The 19,787-nt window shown below is 62.7% G+C and carries 17 protein-coding genes; 11 read left to right on the top strand and 6 right to left on the bottom strand.

The features are described from left to right. Positions 1 to 6: 6 nt before the first annotated feature. Complete coding sequence (locus K8R92_07740; GenBank protein ID MCE9619787.1) at positions 7 to 804, bottom strand: SDR family oxidoreductase; 798 nt, start codon at positions 802 to 804, stop codon at positions 7 to 9. A 38-nt stretch (positions 805 to 842) separates the two neighbouring features. On the opposite strand from K8R92_07740, the gene K8R92_07735 reads away from it, so the two are divergent. Both K8R92_07735 and K8R92_07730 read left to right on the top strand, forming a co-directional pair. After that, positions 843 to 2,654 carry a serine/threonine protein kinase gene (locus K8R92_07735; GenBank protein MCE9619786.1) on the top strand — a complete coding sequence of 604 codons (1,812 nt, stop codon included), beginning with the start codon at positions 843 to 845 and terminating at the stop codon, positions 2,652 to 2,654. An 81-nt stretch (positions 2,655 to 2,735) separates the two neighbouring features. Further along, a complete protein-coding gene (locus K8R92_07730; protein ID MCE9619785.1) occupies positions 2,736 to 3,701 on the top strand; it encodes a sigma-70 family RNA polymerase sigma factor in 966 nt (321 codons plus the stop codon). A gap of 39 nt (positions 3,702 to 3,740) precedes the next feature. On the opposite strand, the gene K8R92_07725 is transcribed toward K8R92_07730, so the two are convergent. Further along, positions 3,741 to 4,313 (bottom strand): copper resistance protein NlpE, encoded by a 573-nt coding sequence (locus tag K8R92_07725; GenBank protein ID MCE9619784.1) that lies wholly within the window; start codon positions 4,311 to 4,313, stop codon positions 3,741 to 3,743. 121 nt (positions 4,314 to 4,434) lie between these two features. On the opposite strand from K8R92_07725, the gene K8R92_07720 reads away from it, so the two are divergent. Genes K8R92_07720 through K8R92_07705 form a run of 4 tightly spaced genes read left to right on the top strand, consistent with a single transcriptional unit; the run spans position 4,435 to position 9,670 of the window. Further along, entirely contained in the window at positions 4,435 to 7,083 is a 2,649-nt protein-coding gene (locus K8R92_07720; protein ID MCE9619783.1) for a glucosidase, read from the top strand. A gap of 60 nt (positions 7,084 to 7,143) precedes the next feature. Then, positions 7,144 to 7,959 (top strand): DUF1579 family protein, encoded by an 816-nt coding sequence (locus K8R92_07715; protein ID MCE9619782.1) that lies wholly within the window; start codon positions 7,144 to 7,146, stop codon positions 7,957 to 7,959. 32 nt (positions 7,960 to 7,991) lie between these two features. Continuing rightward, the gene (gene upp, locus K8R92_07710; protein ID MCE9619781.1) at positions 7,992 to 8,642 is read left to right on the top strand and encodes a uracil phosphoribosyltransferase; all 651 of its coding nucleotides are present in this window, start codon (positions 7,992 to 7,994) and stop codon (positions 8,640 to 8,642) included. Between the two features lie 2 nt (positions 8,643 to 8,644). Next, positions 8,645 to 9,670, top strand: coding sequence for a hypothetical protein (locus tag K8R92_07705; GenBank protein ID MCE9619780.1), 1,026 nt, complete (start codon positions 8,645 to 8,647; stop codon positions 9,668 to 9,670). A gap of 121 nt (positions 9,671 to 9,791) precedes the next feature. On the opposite strand, the gene K8R92_07700 is transcribed toward K8R92_07705, so the two are convergent. Next, positions 9,792 to 10,367: a cob(I)yrinic acid a,c-diamide adenosyltransferase gene (locus K8R92_07700; protein MCE9619779.1), complete on the bottom strand. Its 576-nt coding sequence runs from the start codon at positions 10,365 to 10,367 to the stop codon at positions 9,792 to 9,794. Between the two features lie 291 nt (positions 10,368 to 10,658). Between K8R92_07700 and K8R92_07695 the strand changes: the two genes are divergently transcribed. From K8R92_07695 to K8R92_07685, 3 genes are all read left to right on the top strand, one after another. Continuing rightward, the gene (locus K8R92_07695) at positions 10,659 to 11,834 is read left to right on the top strand and encodes a prepilin-type N-terminal cleavage/methylation domain-containing protein (protein ID MCE9619778.1); all 1,176 of its coding nucleotides are present in this window, start codon (positions 10,659 to 10,661) and stop codon (positions 11,832 to 11,834) included. 58 nt (positions 11,835 to 11,892) lie between these two features. Continuing rightward, complete coding sequence (locus K8R92_07690) at positions 11,893 to 13,098, top strand: prepilin-type N-terminal cleavage/methylation domain-containing protein (protein ID MCE9619777.1); 1,206 nt, start codon at positions 11,893 to 11,895, stop codon at positions 13,096 to 13,098. Between the two features lie 249 nt (positions 13,099 to 13,347). Then, positions 13,348 to 14,547 carry a prepilin-type N-terminal cleavage/methylation domain-containing protein gene (locus tag K8R92_07685; protein MCE9619776.1) on the top strand — a complete coding sequence of 400 codons (1,200 nt, stop codon included), beginning with the start codon at positions 13,348 to 13,350 and terminating at the stop codon, positions 14,545 to 14,547. Between the two features lie 156 nt (positions 14,548 to 14,703). Here the strand turns inward: K8R92_07685 and groL are convergent, their stop codons facing one another. From groL to K8R92_07670, 3 genes are read right to left on the bottom strand one after another with little or no spacing between them, the layout of a single operon-like run. Further along, the gene (gene groL / locus K8R92_07680) at positions 14,704 to 16,365 is read right to left on the bottom strand and encodes a chaperonin GroEL (GenBank protein ID MCE9619775.1); all 1,662 of its coding nucleotides are present in this window, start codon (positions 16,363 to 16,365) and stop codon (positions 14,704 to 14,706) included. 57 nt (positions 16,366 to 16,422) lie between these two features. Further along, the gene (locus K8R92_07675; GenBank protein MCE9619774.1) at positions 16,423 to 16,713 is read right to left on the bottom strand and encodes a co-chaperone GroES; all 291 of its coding nucleotides are present in this window, start codon (positions 16,711 to 16,713) and stop codon (positions 16,423 to 16,425) included. A gap of 32 nt (positions 16,714 to 16,745) precedes the next feature. After that, positions 16,746 to 17,270, bottom strand: a complete 525-nt coding sequence (locus K8R92_07670; protein ID MCE9619773.1) for a hypothetical protein — start codon at positions 17,268 to 17,270, stop codon at positions 16,746 to 16,748. 215 nt (positions 17,271 to 17,485) lie between these two features. Here K8R92_07670 and asnS point away from each other — a divergent pair, with 215 nt between their 5' ends. Together asnS and K8R92_07660 are read left to right on the top strand one after the other, a co-directional pair. Then, a complete protein-coding gene (gene asnS, locus K8R92_07665; protein ID MCE9619772.1) occupies positions 17,486 to 18,898 on the top strand; it encodes an asparagine--tRNA ligase in 1,413 nt (470 codons plus the stop codon). Beyond that, positions 18,898 to 19,557, top strand: a complete 660-nt coding sequence (locus tag K8R92_07660; protein MCE9619771.1) for a hypothetical protein — start codon at positions 18,898 to 18,900, stop codon at positions 19,555 to 19,557. Before asnS ends, K8R92_07660 begins: the two co-directional genes overlap by 1 nt. The last annotated feature ends 230 nt before the right edge of the window (positions 19,558 to 19,787 follow it).

Here is a 19,787-nt window from a genome sequence, read left to right as displayed (position 1 = left end):
CTTCGATCACGTCTGCGTGCAGAGCAATCCGCCGTCGACCGGTATCAAAGCGCCATTCACATAGCCCGCCGCCGGCGAGGCTAGAAAGGCGATTACCGCGGAGACTTCCTCCGGAGATCCGAATCTTCCCGCTGGAATCTTTTGAATCATCTGCTCCTCGACCTCCTGCGGAGTGTTTCCAGAGCGCTGCGCCCGCCCCTGAATCAGGGACTCCATCCGCTGCGTCCGCGTGGAGCCCGGCATCACGAGATTCACCGTGATGCCGAAACCACCCAGCTCGCCGGCGAGCGTGCGCGTCCAGTTCGCCATCGCCGCGCGGACCACGTTGCCCACGCCGAGCCCGCGGATCGGCCGCTCAACGCTGGTACTGCCCACCACCACGATCCGTCCGTACTTCGCGCTGCGCATGCCCGGCGCCGCCACCTGCGCCAGCTTCTGCGCCGTCGACAGCAGCTGCGTCATGCACTTCTCGATCTCCTGCGTCGAGGCGTCGATCAGGTATCCCGCCGCCGGACCGCCGGTGTTCACCACCAGAATGTGCAGCGCGCCGATTCTCGCCACCAGCTGATCCGCGGCTTTCTCCATGGCCGCCGGGTCCGCGTGATCCATCAGCAGGGATTCGTGCCTCGCTCCGCCCGGCGCCGGCAGCTCCGCCAGTGCCTTGGCAAGCCCCTCGTCGTTGCGCCCTGAGAGCACAACCCGCGCACCCGCGGCGGCCAGCGCCATGGCGGCGGCGCGGCCGATTCCCTGCGTGGCTCCGCACACCAGCGCCGTCCTTCCGGTCAATGAAAAGTCCGCGGGCATCCGTCCAAGGTAGCCGCCCCCGCGCTTACCATGCACGCATGGCGATGAAGGTTCCCACAGCCGAGGAAGCGGTGCGCCGGGTTGCGTCGCTTCCCCCATCGCGCCGCGTCGCCGCGCTTCAGGAATTGCTGCACCAGGATCGATCCGCCCTGTCCAAGGCCCTGGAAATGCTTCCCACATCCGGCAGCGCGGCGGTCAGCATGCTCAGCCGCGATGAAGCCGCGACGGAGGTCCGGATCGGCCCCTACCTTCTGCGCAGCGTGCTCGGCGAGGGCGGCTTCGGGATCGTCTGGCTCGCGGAGCAGGATGAGCCGCTGCGCCGCTCCGTGGCCCTGAAGATTCTCCGGCCCGATCGCCTGGATTCGGCGAGCCGCGCCCGCTTCGAAACCGAGCGGCGCATGGTGGCGCTGCTGGACCATCCCGGCCTGGTCAAGGTTTTCGATGCAGGCGAATCCGCCGACGGCCGCCCCTGGTTTGCGATGGAGCTGGCCGCCGGCTCGCCCGTCACGCAGGCGTGCGACGTGGCGGGGATTTCACTTGGCGAACGGATCGACCTGATGGCGCTGATCTGCCGCGCCGTGCACCACGCGCATCAGCGCGGCGTGATTCACCGCGACCTGAAGCCCTCCAACATCCTGGTCTCGCTTGATGCCGGCGAGCCGGTGGTGAAGGTGATCGATTTCGGCGTGGCCCGCGCCGTGTTCGATCCGGTGAATCCCGACGAGCGCAGCGGAGCCTTCGTGGGCACGCCCAGCTTCATGGCGCCTGAGGCCCGCGACCTTCGCGCCGTCGAGGCCGACCCGCGCATGGACATCTACGCTCTGGGGGCCGTGATGCTGCGCCTGCTGGCTGATGCCGCGCCGGACGACTCCGCTCCGCGCCCGGCGCACCTCATGTTCGCGCGACTGCCGCGCCAGGAGGCGAGGCTCGCGGCAAAAAATCGATCCGCTTCACCCGCCGAGATCGTCTCGATCTTGCGCGGCGACCTGGACGCCATCATCGCGCGCTGCCTCAGCCGCGATCCGCGCGGCCGCTATGACTCGGCGCTGGCCCTCGCCCAGGACCTGGAACGCTTCCGCCGCGGCGAATCCGTGCAGGCGCGCCCCGATTCTCCCTTGCGCCGACTGGATCGACTGCTGCGCCACAATTTCGTCGCCGTGATCCTGACCACTGTCGCCCTTGCCGCCATCGCGGCCAGCGTGGTGACCGCCTTCTCGGAGCGCGCCCGCGCGCTGGCCGCCAAGGATCGGTCGGAGATCTCCGCCCGCAATGCCGAAGACGCCTTTCTTTTTGTCACTGAGTTGCTCACCGAGATCGTGGCCACGCCCGGCGCCCCACCGCGCACCACCCAGGAGATCCTGACCGAAGCCAGCCGCCTTGTCGGCATCCGACTCAGCAACAACCCGGTCATGGAAGCGCGGGCCCGCGTTGCCGTGGGTCGCCTCTGGACTTCGCTCAAACACGACGAACTGGCCACGCAGGAATTCACCCGCGCCATCGACCTGCTGCAATCGAGGGGCCAGCCGCGTCTGCTCGCGGAGGCCGAGCTTCTCCTGGCGGAGTCCTACCGTGCCACCGGTCGCTTCGCCGACGCGCACTCCATCACCATGACCGCCGAGAAGCAGTTCGAAGCGGAGCAGCCCTCCGATGCAGACGATGTGGCCCGGTCGCTGCTTGAACTCGCCCGCATCGAAATCGACGAGGGTCGCACCGCCGAGGCCGCCGACCTGCTGATGCGGGCGCAGAATTGGCTGCTCCAGGCGCAAGAACCGCAGGAAGATCTTGCAAAGCAGATTCAATCGCTCGCCGATTCGATCCCGAAACCCCCCGCCGCCGCTCCCGGTCGGTGAACATCGCGGCGGCCCATCCAACGGCCTCATGAATTCGCCGCTTGCATCGCCGCGCCGTTGCGTGCAAGATTCCACGCATCCATGAGCGTCGCGCGGAAGAAAACCGGGTTTGTCTCGCTCATCCGCGCCCAGGGGCCGCCCTCTCCCGGCGTGCACCTGGACGGCTCCGCCACCTGCATCATCGGCCGGGCGAACGACTCCGGGCTTGTGCTCGACGATGAATCCGTCTCGCGCCGCCACGCGGTGCTTCGCAACGACCGCGCCGGCGCCACCATCGAGGACGCGACCAGCTCGCTGGGCACGCTGCTCAACGGTGTCCGCCTTGAGGCCAACGAGAAGGTCCTGCTGCACGATCGCGATGTGCTCTCCATCGGCCCGTGGACCTTTGTGGTCCGCACCACCGGCGAAGGCGACGGCGATCATCACATTCCCGAAGTCCCTCCGCCGCCGGCCGAATCAACGGACCCCTACCAGACCAGCGCCACCATGCTGCTTCGCCTGCGCGCCGACGGCACGCTGGACCGCCAGCTCGGCTGGAGTGACTTCTCCGCGATGTATGGCCCCGTGATCGCCGGCTTCGCCCGCAATGCCGGCGCCAAGCCGCAGGAAGTGGATGACATTCTCCAGGATGTCATGCTCGGCTTCTTCCGCCAGTCGCGCGTCTTCGAGTATGACCCGGCGAAGGGGCGCTTTCGCGGCTACCTGAAGCGCATCACCCTCAACGCGATCCGCGACCGACATCGGCGCAAGCGCCCCGGCGTGGGCCTGCCCGAGGATTTCGATCCGCCCGAGCGAGAGAGCCACCTGAGCGCGGCGTGGGATCGCGAGTGGACCGAGCACCTGGTCCGCCGCGCGCTGGAGAAGGTGAAGACCAACATCCAGCCCAAGACGCTCGAGGCCTTCGACCGCTACGGCGTGCGCGGCGAGCCAATCGCCAGCGTCGCCAGTGATCTGGGCATGAGCGAGGCGGCCATCCGCCACGCCAAGATGCGCGTACTCGACCAGATGCGCGACGAGATCGTTCGCATGCGCGCCGACGAAGGTTGACTTGCCGGTTCGAGTCCGCGCGGCGCCGATGAAATCAATTCACTGCGTCCGCACCCAGGACTCGCCGTTCATCATGATCAGCCGCCTGTCGCCAAGCCACACCAGCTGCACCACGACCGGGCTGCCGTCGCTCGGCGTCAGGCGCAATTCGCCGGATTTCGCCGACCATCGCCCCTTGGCCTGCACCATCAATCCCTCGAACGCCGGCTTTTCGCCGCTGAGCCCATCCGACTTCGCCGTGAACGATCCATCCGCCTTGAGCTCCAGACTCCTGCGGCGCGTTCCATTCTCGTCGAGCAGGACCCAGGTCCCGCCGGAGAGGTACTCGGTCATCTGCTGCGCGCTCGGGGTGGCGAGCGCCGACTTCGGGGAATTTCCCGCATGCGCGTCCCACGGCTTCGTCGATGTCGCATCCGTTGTGGTGGCCGCCGTCGCGGGCACCGGCGCGGCCGGAGGTGATTCCGCCTGAACCGCAGGCGCAGGATCGGTCCGCTTGGGCAACCACTTCGACTCGTCGACGGGCGTCGACGTGGTCTCGCATGAGGCGAGCGCGCCCAGCGCCGCTCCAGCGATCGCAACAATCAAAAGTGTTTTTGGCGCCGGCGCGAACATGGCCACAGCGTAACCAATTTGCTTGTGGGGTTGCGGAAAACATGCTCTCATACGCCGCATGAGCGTTTCGCCAAGCCCCGGCGCCGGCAATCCCAAGGCAGGAAATCCGCTGTCCGCGCCTCTGGATCCCGAGCGGCAGCGCCTGGCCGAGGACAAGAGCGACCATCGCTGGCGCAAGTGGGGCCCGTGGGTCAGCGACCGCCAGTGGGGCACGGTCCGCGAGGATTATTCCGCGGATGGAAACGCCTGGGATTATTTCCCGCACGACCACGCCCGCAGCCGCGCCTATCGCTGGGGCGAGGATGGACTCGCGGGCTTCTGCGACGACAAGCAGCGCCTCTGCCTGGGCATCGGACTCTGGAACGGCAAGGATCCCATCCTGAAGGAGCGACTCTTCGGCCTTACCAACGCGCAGGGAAACCACGGCGAGGATGTGAAGGAGCTCTACTGGCACCAGGACGCCACGCCCACCGCCAGCTACTTGCGGATGCTCTACAAGTATCCGCAGCGCGCCTATCCCTACGAGGATCTCATCGTGCAGAATCGCGAGCGCGGCCTGCACGCCCGGGAGTACGAGTTGCTGGACACCGAGGCCTTCTCGGATCTGCGCCACTTCGACGTGACCGTCGAGTACGCCAAGGCGGATCCCAACGACATTCTCTGGCGCGTGTCCGTGAAGAACCACGGTCCCGAGGCCGCCACCCTGCATGTGCTGTTGCAAGCCTGGTTCCGCAATCACTGGAGCTGGGACCACGACTCCACCAAGCCCTCGATGCGATTGCAGGAGCGCGGCGCGATCCGCCTTTGCCCCCACTTGCTGGACGAGCTCACGCTTACCTGCGATCAATCCGACGAATGCCTCTTCTGCGACAACGAGACCAACACGCTCAAATGCTTCGAGGTTCCGCTGGCCGCCGGCCTTCACCCCAAGGATGCGATCAATGATTGCGTGGTGAATGGAAATCGCGCCGCGGTCAATCCCCTCAAGGAGGGAACCAAGGCCGCTTTCGTCCGCAAGATGAGCGTGCCCGCGGGCAAGTCCGTGACCATGCGCGCCCGTCTTCGCCCAGCCGCTGCCAAGGGCGACGCCTTTGCGGATTTCGATTCCATCTTCGCCCAGCGCCAGGCGGAGGCCGACGCCTTCTACAAGCCGCTCGACGGCCATCCCGACAAGCCCGAGTATGGTTCGATCCAGCGCCAGGCCTTCGCCGGACTTCTCTGGAATTTCCAGTGGTACAAGTTCAACATCTATGACTGGCTCCGCGGCGATCCCACTTCGCCGCCGCCTCCCGCCGAGCGCTTCCAGGGCCGCAACTCCCAGTGGGAGAACATCGACGCCGAGTGCATTCTCTCCATGCCCGACAAATGGGAGTACCCCTGGTTCGCCAGTTGGGATCTGGCCTTCCAGGCCGTCACGCTCGCGCTCATCGATCCCGAGCGCGCCAAGCGCCAGCTCTGGCAGATCGTGCAGCCCTGGATGCAGCATCCCGACGGTCAGGTGCCCTCCTATGAGTGGGCTCTGGGCGATGTGAGTCCGCCCGTCCTGGCGTGGGCTGCCTACCGCATCTACCAGATCGAGCAGAACATGGGCGGCGCGCCGGACCATGAGTTCCTCTCGGAGATCTGCCACAAGCTGCTGCTGGACTTCACCTGGTGGGTCAACCGCAAGGACCGCGACGGCCACAACATCTTCGAGGGTGGATTCCTCGGCCTGGACAACGTCGGGGTCTTTGATCGCAGCAAGCCGCTGCCCACCGGCGGCATCATCCTTCAGAGCGACGGCACCGCATGGGTGGCCAAGTACTGCACCTCCATGGTGCGCATCGCGCTGGAACTCTCCAACGCCGGCCGCCCCTACCAGAGCATCGCCGAAAAATTCTTCGAGCAATTCCTGCTCATCGCCGAGGCCGCCACCAACCTCGGCGGGCTGGGCATCGACCTCTGGGACGAGGAAGACCAGTTCTTCCACGACATCGTGAAACTGCCCGACGGGCGCACCATTCCCATCAAGGTCAAGAGCATCGTGGGGCTGGTCCCCCTCTTCGCGGTCATCGTCATCGATCCGAACGATCTCCAGAAATATCCCAAGCTTGATCAGCGCTTCAAGTGGTTCCTGGAGCGCCGCCCCGACCTGGCCAGCTTGATCTCGCGATGGAACTCCCCGGGCAGCGGGCAGACGCGCCTGCTCAGCCTGCTGCGCGGCCACCGCATGAAAGCGCTGCTCCTGCGCGCGCTGGATGAAAAGCAATTCCTCTCCCCCTACGGCATCCGCAGCGTCAGCCTGGAGCACAAGGATCATCCCTATGTGCTGGAGATCGACGGCTGCAAATGGGAGCTGCAGTACCAGCCGGCGGAGAGCGACACCCGCGCCTTCGGCGGCAACTCCAATTGGCGCGGCCCGGTCTGGTTCCCGATGAACTTCCTGGTCGTCGAGAGCCTGCTGCGCTACTACTACTATTACGGCCCGGACTTCAAGGTGGAATGCCCCTCCGGAAGCGGCGTCATGATGAACCTGAAGGAGATCGCCCTCTTCCTGGCCAAGCGGATGATCAATCTCTTTCTGCCCGGCCCCGATGGCGTCCGCCCCGTCCACCGCGACTATCCGATCCTCGATCAATCGCCGGCCTACAAGGGCAATGTGCATTTCTACGAGTACTTCGATGGGGACAACGGCCGCGGCGTCGGCGCCTCGCACCAAACGGGCTGGACTTCGGTGATCGCATTCCTGCTGGCCCCCCACGAAGATCAGCGCATCTCGAAATTCAAGTAGGGCTGGACGCAGCGAATTTCCCCGGGTTTCCCCTCGGTTGGATCGCATATCTTTGGCGGAATGAAGCAGATCAACTCCGCCCGCGCCGCCTTCGTGCTTGCCCTTTCCTTCGCAGTGTTCGCCATCGCGTTCCTTCAGGAGCGATCCACGGCCGTCGCCTCGGCCCCGAATGCCCAGACCGACGAGGCGCCAAAACTTTCCCCTGAGCAGGCGCATGAGCTGCTCGGGCGCCTCATTGGCGCCTGGAATGTCGCGGGCGAGGCTGTCTCCCCCGCGGGCCAGGTCGAGAAACGATTGCAGGGCCGCGCCGTCTGGCAATGGGCCTTGAGCGGTGTCTTCCTCTTCGGCGACACGGTCCTGAACAATGGCGCCGCCGCCATCCAGGAAGTGGACACGATCGGCTTCAATTCCGGTGGCCAGTTCTTTCAGCGCAACCTGCTCACAGACCAAGACCCGAGCATGATCTGGCAGAAGGGCTCCTTCAATCCCGGCTTCTCGCAGCTCACCCTCCAAACAGTCAGCGCCATCCCCACGCAGACCGACGCCTCGCGCACCATCACCACGCTGATCGATTTTTCGCAGACAGACCAGATCGGCTGGACCATGCTCTACACCCAGAGTGGCGCGACCGTGGGCACGGTGCGCCTGGTCCTCACTCGCGCGCCGGCGGAACAGCTGGTCGGTGGCGGCGCCACGGGCGGATCTCCAGCCATGGTCCCGGTTGGCGCGCAGCCCTCGCCCGCCGATGCCGCCGCGATGCAGGCCCAGCTGAACCAGATGGTGGCCAACAAGCAGCAGATGCAAAAGCAGATCGAGGCCTACAAGGCCCAGGTCACCGCGGCCCAGGCAAGCTTCCGTCAGTTGAACCAGCAGTGACTTGAATCGATCGCCGCGCGTACACTCCGCGCGTGCTCACTCCATCGAAGCAATTCACCAATCTGCGCGTCTTTGAACACCCGCTGATTCAGCACAAGCTTTCCCTTGCCCGAAACCACATCACGCCCCCCGAGCACTTTCGCCGACTTCTCAATGAAATCGCCGGGTTGATGGTTTATGAGGTTTCGCGACAATTCCTCACCACCACCTACACGGTGCAGACTCCGCTGGAGCCGGCCCAAGGCAAACGGCTCCTGCAGCCGGTCACGCTGGTCCCGATCCTGCGCGCCGGCCTGGGCATGACCGACGGCATCCTGCGGCTTTTCCCCGAGGCGCGCGTCGGGCACATCGGCATTCAACGCGACGAAAACACCAAGCTGCCGATCCACTACTACTCGCACTTTCCCCAGGACATCTCCGCGGGTCCCGTCATTATTGTCGACCCCATGCTCGCCACCGGCGGCAGCGCGGTTCATGCCGCGGACCATCTTCGCAAGCTGGGCTGCGACAACATTCAGATGATCTGCCTGGTCGCGGCGCCGATCGGCGTTGAAAAAATGCTTTCGACGCATCCCAACATTCCCATCTTCACCGCGGCGCTCGATCGAGAGCTGGATCAAAGTGCATTCATTCGCCCGGGCCTTGGCGATGCCGGCGACCGTGTCTTCGGGACCCCGGCGTAAACATGGCTGAAAAGAAGCGCATTCGAGGCTTTGCGCGCTCCGGCGGCTACGCGCTTCCCAAGGGCGCCACCATTGTCATGCGCAATGCCTCCGCCGAGATGGCCAAGGCCGACATCCGCCTCTTCGGTGATCAGTGCCCCGCGCACACCGTGAAGTCCAAAGCCGCGGCGAAGCCCTCCTTCGCCACCACCGATCCCGACACGCGGCTCTATGTCGGTGACTGCCGCGATGTGCTGCCCTGCCTTCCCGATCGGGAATCCGTCGACCTGGTCTTCGCCGATCCGCCCTTCAACTGGGAAGTCCCTTACGAAGGCTGGAAGGATGGCATGCCGCGCGACGCCTATGAGCGATTCACCTTCGACTGGCTCGACGGCTGCATCAACATGCTTTCGGAGCGCGGAAGCCTGTGGGTGAACATCCCCGACGACACCGCAGCCGAGGTGGTGCTGCACCTCAAGCGCCGAGGCCTGGTGATGATGAACTGGTGCGTCTGGCATTTTCGATTCGGCCAGAACCGCCAGACCAGCTTCATCATGAGCAAGGTCCATGCGCTCTACTTTGTGAAGAACCCCGACAAGCGAATCTGGAATCCCGATCCAATTCTTGAGCCTTCGGATCGGGCCTCGATCTACGGCGACAAGCGCACCATGGCCAAGGAATCCCAGAAGGGTCTGCGCCTGCCGATGGATGTCTGGTATGGCCCCTACTTTGGAAGAGTGCAGGGCAACAACAATGAGCGCCGCCAGCAGCACCACAACCAACTCCCCGAGGCCTACCTGGAGCGAATCATTCTGGCCTGCAGCGACGAGGAGAGCCTGGTGCTCGACCCATTTTCAGGCAGCGGCACCACCCAAACTGTCGCCCGGGCTTATGGCCGTCGATCCATCTCCATCGAACAATCCTTGAAGAACGCCAAGTTCGCCTGGGAACGAATCTCCAAGATCGGCATGATTCACAAGGGTAAATCCCTTGGATTGGCCTCCCCTATTTACCCAAACAGGGTCAAAAAGGCAGCAAAATCAGTCTAATTTCGGCATATTGATCAATTACGCACCAAAGTGATGGCTTCTGTGGCGAATTTGCTATTATTTATCTCGAAATGCCGATGGTGCTCATGATGCAATTATTCGATTGCATACATTATGACGACTACTTACGCGATCTTGATGACATCCATGGCACATCTTGAACTCCGGCTTGCTTGTTAGCCAACCTGGCTGCCGCGAACAGAAAATCGCTGACCCGATTCACGTAAATCACCAGGTTGCTTCCCAGCGATTCACCATGACTCAGCCTGATCATTTCGCGCTCGGCTCTGCGGCAGATGGTTCTTGCCAGGTGAATCCTGGAAGCCAGCTCGGTTCCGCCTGGCATCACAAAGGCTTTCAACGGCGTGTTTTGTGCGTCGACTTCGTCGATCCACCCTTCAATCTCCGCCACATCTTCAGAACTGATGCGCTTGATCTTGCCCTCGTTGTTCGCACCTTCCGGAGTCGCCAGATCGGCGCCGATGTCAAACATCCGACTTTGAAGGATCGCAAAGATCTCCAGAAGCCTCTTGTGCAACGCATTGTGCTTGTCGCATGCCGAACAGCACATACCTAGCGATGCGTTGAACTCGTCAATAGTCCCATAAGACTCGATGCGTTGATGATCTTTGCTCACCCGTGCGCCGGAAAAAAGGCCCGTTGTTCCATCATCTCCGGACTTGGTGTAAAGCTTCATGTGGATTCCTTTGGCATCGTCGCGCCGAGGGAGCGACTCGCTCTTCAACTTCCAAAACCAGCAAAATTCTCCGAAGCAGGCATTCTTTTCACGTTCACCCCAATAAACGCCGAAGGTATGATAATCGTCCGTTACTTTCGCTATTCACGGAACACATCGTTCAAGACCCCCGAATTGTTGACACGACTCTATCTCTATTGAATGATGCCCCGAAGGTTTTTTCGACCAAACATGCTGATCCATTCCACTTACGGCATTGCGCCGACCACTCAAACAAGGAGTACCCCTTTCATGCGCAAGGGTTTCACCATCATCGAGCTTCTCGTTGTCGTTTCCATCATCGGCCTTCTGGTCGCAATTCTCCTTCCGGCCATCGGCAAGGCGCGTGATTCCGCCCTGCTGACCCAAAGTCAATCCAATCTTCGCGCCATCGCGCAGGCAGCCGGAATCTATGGTGCAGACTTCCAGGATCGTCAGTGGACTGCCGTCGCCGACGACCTCGGCCTGCCTGCCTACGCCGGAGATTGCACCAAGTTTTCGCTGAAGCGCTGCTCGGCTCAGCTCGTTCTGGGCTTCACCACCGATGGCACCTCGATTGGCTTTTTCATTCCCCAGGCACCGACCTGCGGCGTTCAGGCTCCGAATGCAAATTGCAATGTCGCCAAGGCCTACTGGCCCTGCGACTTCAACCTGAGCGGCACCGGCAACTTCGGCTCATGGAGGCTCGTCAACGCCAAGAGCTTCAACAAGTACATGGGCAGTCGCTTCTACGATCCGATCTTCTACGCCCCCAAGGACAAGGTCACTCTTGAGAAGGCTTCTACAATGCTGGAAGCCGGTGGCGACTGGGTCGGCTTGGCCGGCGTCCCCGACATTCAAAGTACGGTTCTGAGCACCTATTGCTGGAGCCCCGCCGCCATGTGGGGACCTGATGTTCTCTCCAAGAAGAAGGGCTTCCAGGATCCAACCAAGTCACCCGCAGGCTTCCGTTCACCGGCCGCCAGCCAGGCTGCCTTCCCCGATCTCAAGACTCGCTGCATGGAGCACTCGTGGCTTCAGAACAAGCCTAACCTTGACACAATGGACGGCTCCAAGTGGGGCTCCGGCGGCGCCAATCCCGACTCCTTCAGCCCAGCCGTTCGCGGCACCGGCGGCATGCCTTGGTTCTTCAACCAGGGCTATCAGTCGACCCCGGGCACCGTGTTCTTTGACGGTCACATCGCCCAACTCGGAGTTCCCGAAGCGGTTGATTGTTACAACCGAACCGTGAAAGCTGATTCGCTTGTGACTGGCGTGGTTCCCAAGATCAAGGGATCCTTCGCATCGGGATCGGACATTACCGGCATGACCAACGGTTACTCCTTCGGCGCGTTCGACAACGGAGCCTACTTCGATGGAAAATATGTTTCCTACCACGTCCTCACTGCGGACGGCATTCTTGGCCGCGACACCATCGGCCAGAAATGATTGCTGACATTTGTCTCAGAAAGTGTTTTTTGACCGCTTCTTCAACATTGGAACCACTATGAAATCAAACTCTCGCCAGACGGGGTTCACCATCATCGAACTTCTTGTCGTCGTTTCGATCATCGGCCTCCTTCTCTCGTTGCTTATTCCCGCTGTTGGCAAGGCCCGTGACTCTGCGTTGACCACGCAAAGCCTGGCAAACCTGCGCAACATGTCCGCCGCCTGCGGCAGCTACGGCGCCGATTGGAGCGATCGTCAGGTGACCTTCATCTACGACGATTTCGGCCAGCACATTACTAGCGTCAGCAACGCCTCCGAGGGCCAGTACAAGACGGCCACCGGTTCCTGCCCACCTTCGATGATTTTGGGCTACGGCGGCTACATCGGCAAGTGTGGAAATGGCGGCCCTGACGGCATTTGGGGGTTCTGGACTACCTGCGAGGCACAAAGCGTGGGTAGCTCCAGCAATGTTGCCTATTCGCTTCCGATGATTCTGGCCGCAAGTTGGACTGCTGACGCCGGCGTCGAAGGCACTGGCGCCTGGAGAATGCCCAATGTGCGCAACTTCAGCCAGTACATCAACAGCAAGTTTTATGACAAAGTCTTTTACGCCCCCAAGGACAAATACTCCATGGAGCGTGTTCAACCTGCTTTGGAACAAGGAAAAGACTTTTCCTTGATCTGCGAAGATCCCGATGGTTGGGTTCAAAGCACCTACTGCTTCAGCCCTGCGGCGATGTTCGGGCCCGACGCGTATGGCTCCAAGAAGGGTTGCGTTTCCTTCTCCGGAACCGGGCTTCCCCCGTCGATCTTCCGATCGCCCAGCGTCGGCCAAGCCGCATTCCCCGACCTCAAGACCCGCATGCTCGAGCACCAGTGGCTGCAGAACAAGGAAGGCCCAGACTTCAATCCGAAGTTCGCCGGCGACATTCCCTACTTCTTCAATCATTGCGTGAATTCCGCTCCAGCCACGCTCTTCTTCGACGGACACGTTTCCCTGAGCGGTTGCAATGACAGCATGAGCGCCAACGCCCAGCTGCGCGATTCAAACCAAGCATCGGGGTCGACCATCAAGGAAAAGGGCCTCTTCGCATCAGACACCATTTCGAACCTGCCCGGCCCATGGGGCAACTATGGCGGGTACTTCACGGGTGCGGATGGCAAGCAAGGCGCGGATTTCAACTACGACACCCAGGTAAACACTTCGTTCCATGTGTTCACCACCGATGGAATCCTGGGCCGAGACTTCCTGACCGCGAAGTGATGGATCTGAGACACTGGTTTGCGTGACTTGGGTCACCAAATACGGATGAGAACTCCAGAAGCCGCATCGAAAGATGCGGCTTCTTTCATTTTGCCGTGCGGAACCCGGACATTCCCCATCCATGCGCGCCAGGGAATGGGAAAACCCGGGTTATTTTCCCAAATTGACCGCGACGCAGGTCTATAGATATTCGGTGCCCGGAAGTAGAATGGCCGCAGGTTCTCTCACTTCCTCAAACGGGACACCATCATGAAAACACATTTCCGCCGGACCGGGTTCACCATCATCGAGCTTCTTGTCGTCGTGTCGATCATCGGCCTGCTGCTCTCGCTGCTCATTCCAGCGGTCGGCAAGGCCCGCGATTCGGCATTGACCACACAAAGCCTGGCAAACCTGCGGAACATGTCTGCGGCCTGCGGCAGCTATGGCGCCGATTGGTCCGACCGCCAGGTGACCTTCATCTTTGACGATCTGGCACAGCCCCTGACGAGCATCACCACTTCTGCTGAGGCGCAATACCGGGCGGCCACAGGTGCTTGCCCACCATCCTTGATCCTGGGCTACGGCGGCTACATCGGCAAATGCAACACAGGCGGAGGCATCTGGGCCTGGTGGACGTGTTGCGAGGCCCCAAGCGCGTGCGAAGCCCCTTCGCTTTCCTATTCGCTGCCCATCATCCTCTCCTCGACTTGGAACAGTTCCCCCGGCACCGACGGCGCGGGCGCCTGGAGGACTCCAAACGCCAGGTCCTTCAGCCAGTACATCAACAGCAAGTTTTACGACAAGGTCTTTTACGCCCCCAAGGACAAGTACACCATGGAGCGTGCCCAGCCTGCATTTGAGAAGGGCGACGACTTTGCCATGCTCTGCGAGGATCCCGACGGCTGGATTGAAAGCACCTACTGCTTCAGCCCGGCCGCCATGTTTGGGCCGGATGCGTTCGGATCGCGCAAGGGCTGCATTTCCTTTACCGGAGCCGGCCTCCCCCCCGCGATCTTCCGTTCTCCCAGCGTCGGCCAAGCCGCATTCCCCGACCTGAAGACCCGAATGCTCGAGCATCAGTGGCTGCAGAACAAGGAGGGACCGGACTTCAATCCCAAGTTCTCCAACGACACTCCCTACTTCTTCAATCAGTGCGTCAATTCCGCGCCGGCCACTCTTTTCTATGACGGACATGTGTCGCTCAGCGGTTGCAACGACAGCATGAGCGCCAACGCCCAGGTGCGTGATTCGAACGGCCTCTCGAATTCGACCTCGAAGGAGAAGGGCCTGTACGCCAATGACACCATTTCAACCTTGCCCGGTCCGTGGGGCAACTACGGCGGCTACTTCACCGGCCCCGAGGGCAAGGAAGGCGCCAACTTCAACTACGACACGCAGGTGAATACTTCGTTCCATGTGTTCACCATCGATGGAATCCTGGGCCGCGACTTCCTGACCGCGAAGTAAATCGGCTTCGCACTTTGAGAGGACAGATTGGCGCCTGAATCGAATCGGGCTTAAAAATGAAATGGGGTCTTGAAGCGCCCGTGCGCCTCAAGACCCCATTTGTCTTTGACATCAAACAAACCCGTGCGATGCCTCGCGCGGGCGGGGGTGCCGGACTTAGAAATCCATTCCGTCCATGCCGCCCATTCCACCCATGCCGCCGCCACCCGGCATCTCCGGCTTGGCCTTCTTCTCCTTGATCTCGGTGATCGCACAATCCGTGGTCAGCAGCAGCCCGGCAATGCTCGCGGCATTCTGCAGAGCGACTCGCTCAACCTTGGTTGGAACGATCACGCCCGACTTCACCAGGTCCTCGTAGACGCCGGTCAGGGCGTTGAAGCCGAAGTTGGTGTCGCTTGACTCCTCGACCTTCTGCACCACGATCGAGCCGTCCAAGCCGCCGTTGGTGGCGATCTGCTTCAGCGGAGCCGAGAGGGCGCGGCGAACGATCTCCACGCCGACCTTCTCGTCGTCGATCTCGAGCGACTTGATCAGTCGATCAAGAGCCTTGCGGGTGCGGAGCACAGCCACGCCGCCGCCGGGAAGGATGCCTTCCTCGACCGCCGCGCGACATGCGTGAAGGGCGTCCTCGACGCGGGCCTTCTTCTCCTTCATCTCGACTTCGGTGGCCGCTCCGACATTGATCTGAGCCACGCCGCCGGCGAGCTTGGCGAGACGCTCCTGGAGCTTCTCGCGGTCGTAGTCGCTGGTGGTGTTCTCCATCTGCCCCTTGATCTGCTCGATGCGACCCTGGATGTCCTTGGTCTTGCCCGTGCCCTCGACGAGGGTGCAGGTTTCCTTGGCCACGGTGATCTTCTTGGCGCGGCCAAGCTGGTTCAGCGTGAGGTTCTCCAGCGTCACTCCGAGCTCTTCCATCACGGCCTCGCCGCCGACGAGCGTGGCGATATCGCCCAGCATCTCCTTGCGGCGGTCGCCAAAGCCCGGCGCCTTGACGGCGCAGACCTTGAGCACGCCGCGGAGCTTGTTCACCACCAGGGTGGCCAGGGCTTCGCCGTCGATGTCCTCGGCCACGATCAGAAGGGCCTTTCCGCTCTCGGCGATCTTGCCCAGGATGGGCAGAAGGTCCTTGGCGGCGCTGATCTTCTTCTCGTTCACGAGCACGTAGGCGTCCTCAAGGACGCACTCCATGGTCGCGGGGTTGGTGACGAAGTGCGGGCTGAGCCAGCCCTTGTCGAACTGCATGCCTTCGAGCAGCTCGACCTCGGTCTCCAGGCTCTTGCCTTCCTCGACGGTGATGACGCCGTCCTTGCCGACCTTGTCCATGGCGTTGGCGATGATCTTGCCCACGGCCATGTCCTGGTTGGCGGAGCAGCAGCCGACCTGGGCAATCTCCTTGGAGTCCTTCACAGGCTTGCTCATTTTCTTGAGCTCGTCGGTGATGGTGCGGACCGCGGCGTCGATGCCGCGCTTGACCGCGTTCACATTGGCGCCGGCGGTGACATTCTTCAGGCCTTCCTGGAAGATCGCTTCGGCGTAGATGGTGGCGGTGGTGGTGCCGTCGCCCGCGTCCTTGCTGGACTTGCTGGCGACTTCCTTGACCATCTGGGCGCCCATGTTCTCGTAGGCGTCCTCCAGCTCGATCTCCTTGGCGACGGTGACGCCGTCCTTGGTGACGGTCGGGGCGCCGAAGCTCTTCTCGAGCACCACGACACGGCCGGCTGGGCCGAGGGTGACCTTGACGGCCTTGGCGAGTTTCTGGACTCCGCGGAGGATCCGTTCGCGGGCGTCGTTCTCATACGTGATTTGTTTTGCAGCCATTGTGTGTCCTTTGAAGTTGAAGTGTTGAAATTGAAAGCGGTGTGCGGGGCGAGTGAATTACTCGACGACCCCGAGGATGTCCTCTTCGGTCACGATCAGGTAGGTCTCGTCGTTGATCTTGACCTCGGTGCCCGAGTAGCTGGAGAAGATGACGGTGTCGCCCTTCTTCACGCTGAACGGCAAACGCGCGCCGGTGTCCTTGTTGAGTGGGCCGGTGCCCAGGGCGATGACCTTGCCCTGCTTCGGCTTGTCCTTCGCGCTCTCCGGCAGGAAGATTCCGCTGTCGGTCTTCGTCGCGGCTTCGTCGCGCTTCACAAGAATTTTGTCGCCAAGTGGTCGAACCTTCATGAAAGTGTCTCCTTCAAAACGGGGTGAATGAATCAAAGGCCGGGCCGCATTGGCCAGACATTTGCGTAATGTCGATGCAGGATTCTGCGGAGCAGCTCCAGCATGGACTCGACTGGGAACGGACGGTCAATGACGGCGAAGGCGCCCTCCTGCAGCATGCTTTGCAGGCTGCGGACAGCCTCGCGGGCGCTGGGTTGCGGCGGGCGGACCACCACGGTGGGCGGGGGCTGCTCGAGCCGGCGGAGAATTTGCAGGATGCGCGGGCCCGCCGGGTCCACGCCCAGCACGCCATCTTCCATCGGCAGGCTGACATCGACCACAGCAACGTGGATGCGCTGCGTCTCAAGCACGCGGCTCGCCTCGCTGGCGGAGCGGGCCTGCACGCAATGCACCCCCATGGGGCGAAGCAGCGGAGGAAGTTGTTCAGCGAAGGTGTCGTCGCGCCAGCAGCCGTGACTGAGCAACAGGTTCAGCCTGGGCCCGCCCACGGAATTGCACTGCGAACCCACCCTGGATTGGGGGTTCGGAGTGCCGGGAGTTGGCGAAACGTTACGCATTGCGGTTTTCAAAGCAATTGCCGTACCAATTGGGCCACTTTGTATGTCTGTATTTGAACCTGTTATAAGACTAAATCAATGATTTGACGAGTCAGTACATGGTTTTATAGGACTTATATTGGGTTGGTCGATTCCCGCTTCCCATCTACTGCCAATTCGACCGGGTTGCCCTGACGCGGGCTTCGACTCAAGATGCACCATTCCCCGGAGCAACCATGCAGTCGACCGCCATCACGGACATCCTTCATTCCCAAGCCGCCCATCTGGACAAGAGTGTCTGCGTGAAAGGCTGGGTGCGGACCCGGCGCGACTCCAAGGCGGGGATCAGCTTCATCAATGTCTCCGATGGAAGTTGCCAGGGAGTGCTGCAGGTCGTGGCCCCAGCGGCGCTGGCCAATTACGCGAATGAAATCATGAAGCTGTCGGCGGGCTGCTCGATCGAGGCCGACGGCAAGCTGGTCATGGGCCAGGGCAAGGTGCCCACGCTTGAGCTGCAGGCGGAGGCCATCCGCGTCTGCGGCTTCGTGGACGACCCCGACACCTATCCAATCCAGCCCAAGGCGCATTCCTACGAGTATCTGCGCGAGGTGGCGCATCTGCGGCCGCGCACCAACACCTTCGGCGCGGTGGGGCGGATCCGCCACACCATGGCGATGGCCATCCACCGCTACTTCCACGACAATGGATTTTTCTGGATCCACACGCCCATCATCACCGCCAATGATTGTGAGGGAGCCGGGCAGATGTTCCGCGTCAGCACGCTCGACGCGGTCAATCCGCCGCGCTCGCCCGACGGCACGATCGACTGGCACAAGGATTTCTTCGGCAAGGAGGCGCACCTCACGGTGAGCGGCCAGCTGAATGTGGAGTGCTGGTGCCTGGCCCTCTCCAAGGTCTACACCTTCGGGCCGACCTTTCGCGCCGAGAACTCCAACACATCGCGGCACCTGTCGGAATTCTGGATGATCGAGCCGGAAATCGCCTTCGCCGACCTGGCCGCCGACGCCACGCTCGCCGAGGGTTTGCTCAAGTCCATCTTCACGGCCACGCTGAACGAGCGCGCCGACGACATGGCGTTTCTTGTGGAGCGCGTCGACAAGACCTGCGTGCAGCGGCTCGAGACTTTCGTGAAGAGCCCCTTCGAGCGCATGGACTACACCGAGGCGATCAAGCGGCTCGAAGCGGCGATCGCCAAGGGCAAGAAGTTCGAGTACCCCGTCTCGTGGGGCATGGACATGCAGAGTGAACACGAGCGCTACCTCACCGAGGAGCTGGTGGGCCGCCCCGTGGTGGTGATGAACTATCCAAAGGGGATCAAGGCTTTCTACATGCGGCTCAACGATGACAACAAGACCGTGGCGGCAATGGATGTTTTGGCGCCGGGCATCGGCGAGATCATCGGCGGCAGCCAGCGCGAGGAGCGCCTCGATGTGCTCGACGCGCGCCTCGACGAGATGAAGCTGCCCAAGCACGACTACAACTGGTACCGCGACCTGCGCCGCTACGGCACCGTGCCCCACGCCGGCTTCGGCCTCGGCTTCGAGCGCGCGATCCTCTACGCCACCGGCATCGAGAACATCCGCGACGTGATCCCGTTCCCGCGCGCGCCGCGCCAGGCCGATTTCTGATGGGCCGCGGCGACACCACCGAGGGCGTGGGCGGCGGCGACGCCGGGCCCGGCGACGACGACGACACCGAGGACACGATCGATCGTCCGCGGCCGCGCAAGGAGTTCGATCGCGAGGCGGTGATCGCCGGCCTGACGCCGCAGCTCGCGGTCGCCGCGGTCGAGCGCGCGCTCGTCGATCACGCCCACGGCCGCAAGGGCCTGATGATCGCCTACGCCAGCGGCGGCGGCCTGTCGGCGCTCGCCGGCGCGTGCCTCGCGGCGCTGGCCTCGCGCTTCCTCGCGGTCGGCACGCCGCGCACGATCGGCGTGATCGGCGATGGCGAGCGCTGCCTCGCGACCCACGCGCTGTGGTTTCAGCCGCGCGAGATCCGCCGCGGCGAGCCGCGCGCCGCGTGCGCCGCCGACATCGTCTGCGCCACCGATCCCGCGGTGACGATCGATCCGGCGTGGCTGCGCTCGGGCACGCACGTCAACTTGCTGGCCGGCAAGCTCGACACCGCGGCGCTGCCGCACGCGGTCGTCGTCGATGTCGCCGCGCTCGCGACGATCGTCGCCGGCCAGCGCGACGGCCGCCAGCTCGACGAGCTCACGATCTTCGTCGCCGACGATCTCGCGATCGCCGAGCGCGCGCTGGTCCGCGCCGCCGCCGGCGCGTAGCCCGAAACGCGAACGACGCCGCCCGAAACGCGAACGACGCCGCCCGAGAGCCCGGCCGAGCTCTCCGACGGCGTCACGCCGCGATCGCGGCTAGGAGCCTGGCCCCGTAAGCGGTCCGTCGGCCTGCCCCAGGTCGGCGATCGGCCGCGCATTCTCCGGATCGACACGGGAGCTGCGTTGTGATCGAGTACGGCCATGGCGAAGACCTTCCGGCCGTGGGACGTCGAGCA

Source organism: Planctomycetota bacterium, from assembly GCA_021414025.1.
Classification (GTDB): Bacteria; Planctomycetota; Phycisphaerae; order Phycisphaerales; family SM1A02; genus SYAC01.
Note: the sequence above shows the minus strand (reverse complement) of the source record. Positions and strands in the feature narration are given on the sequence as shown.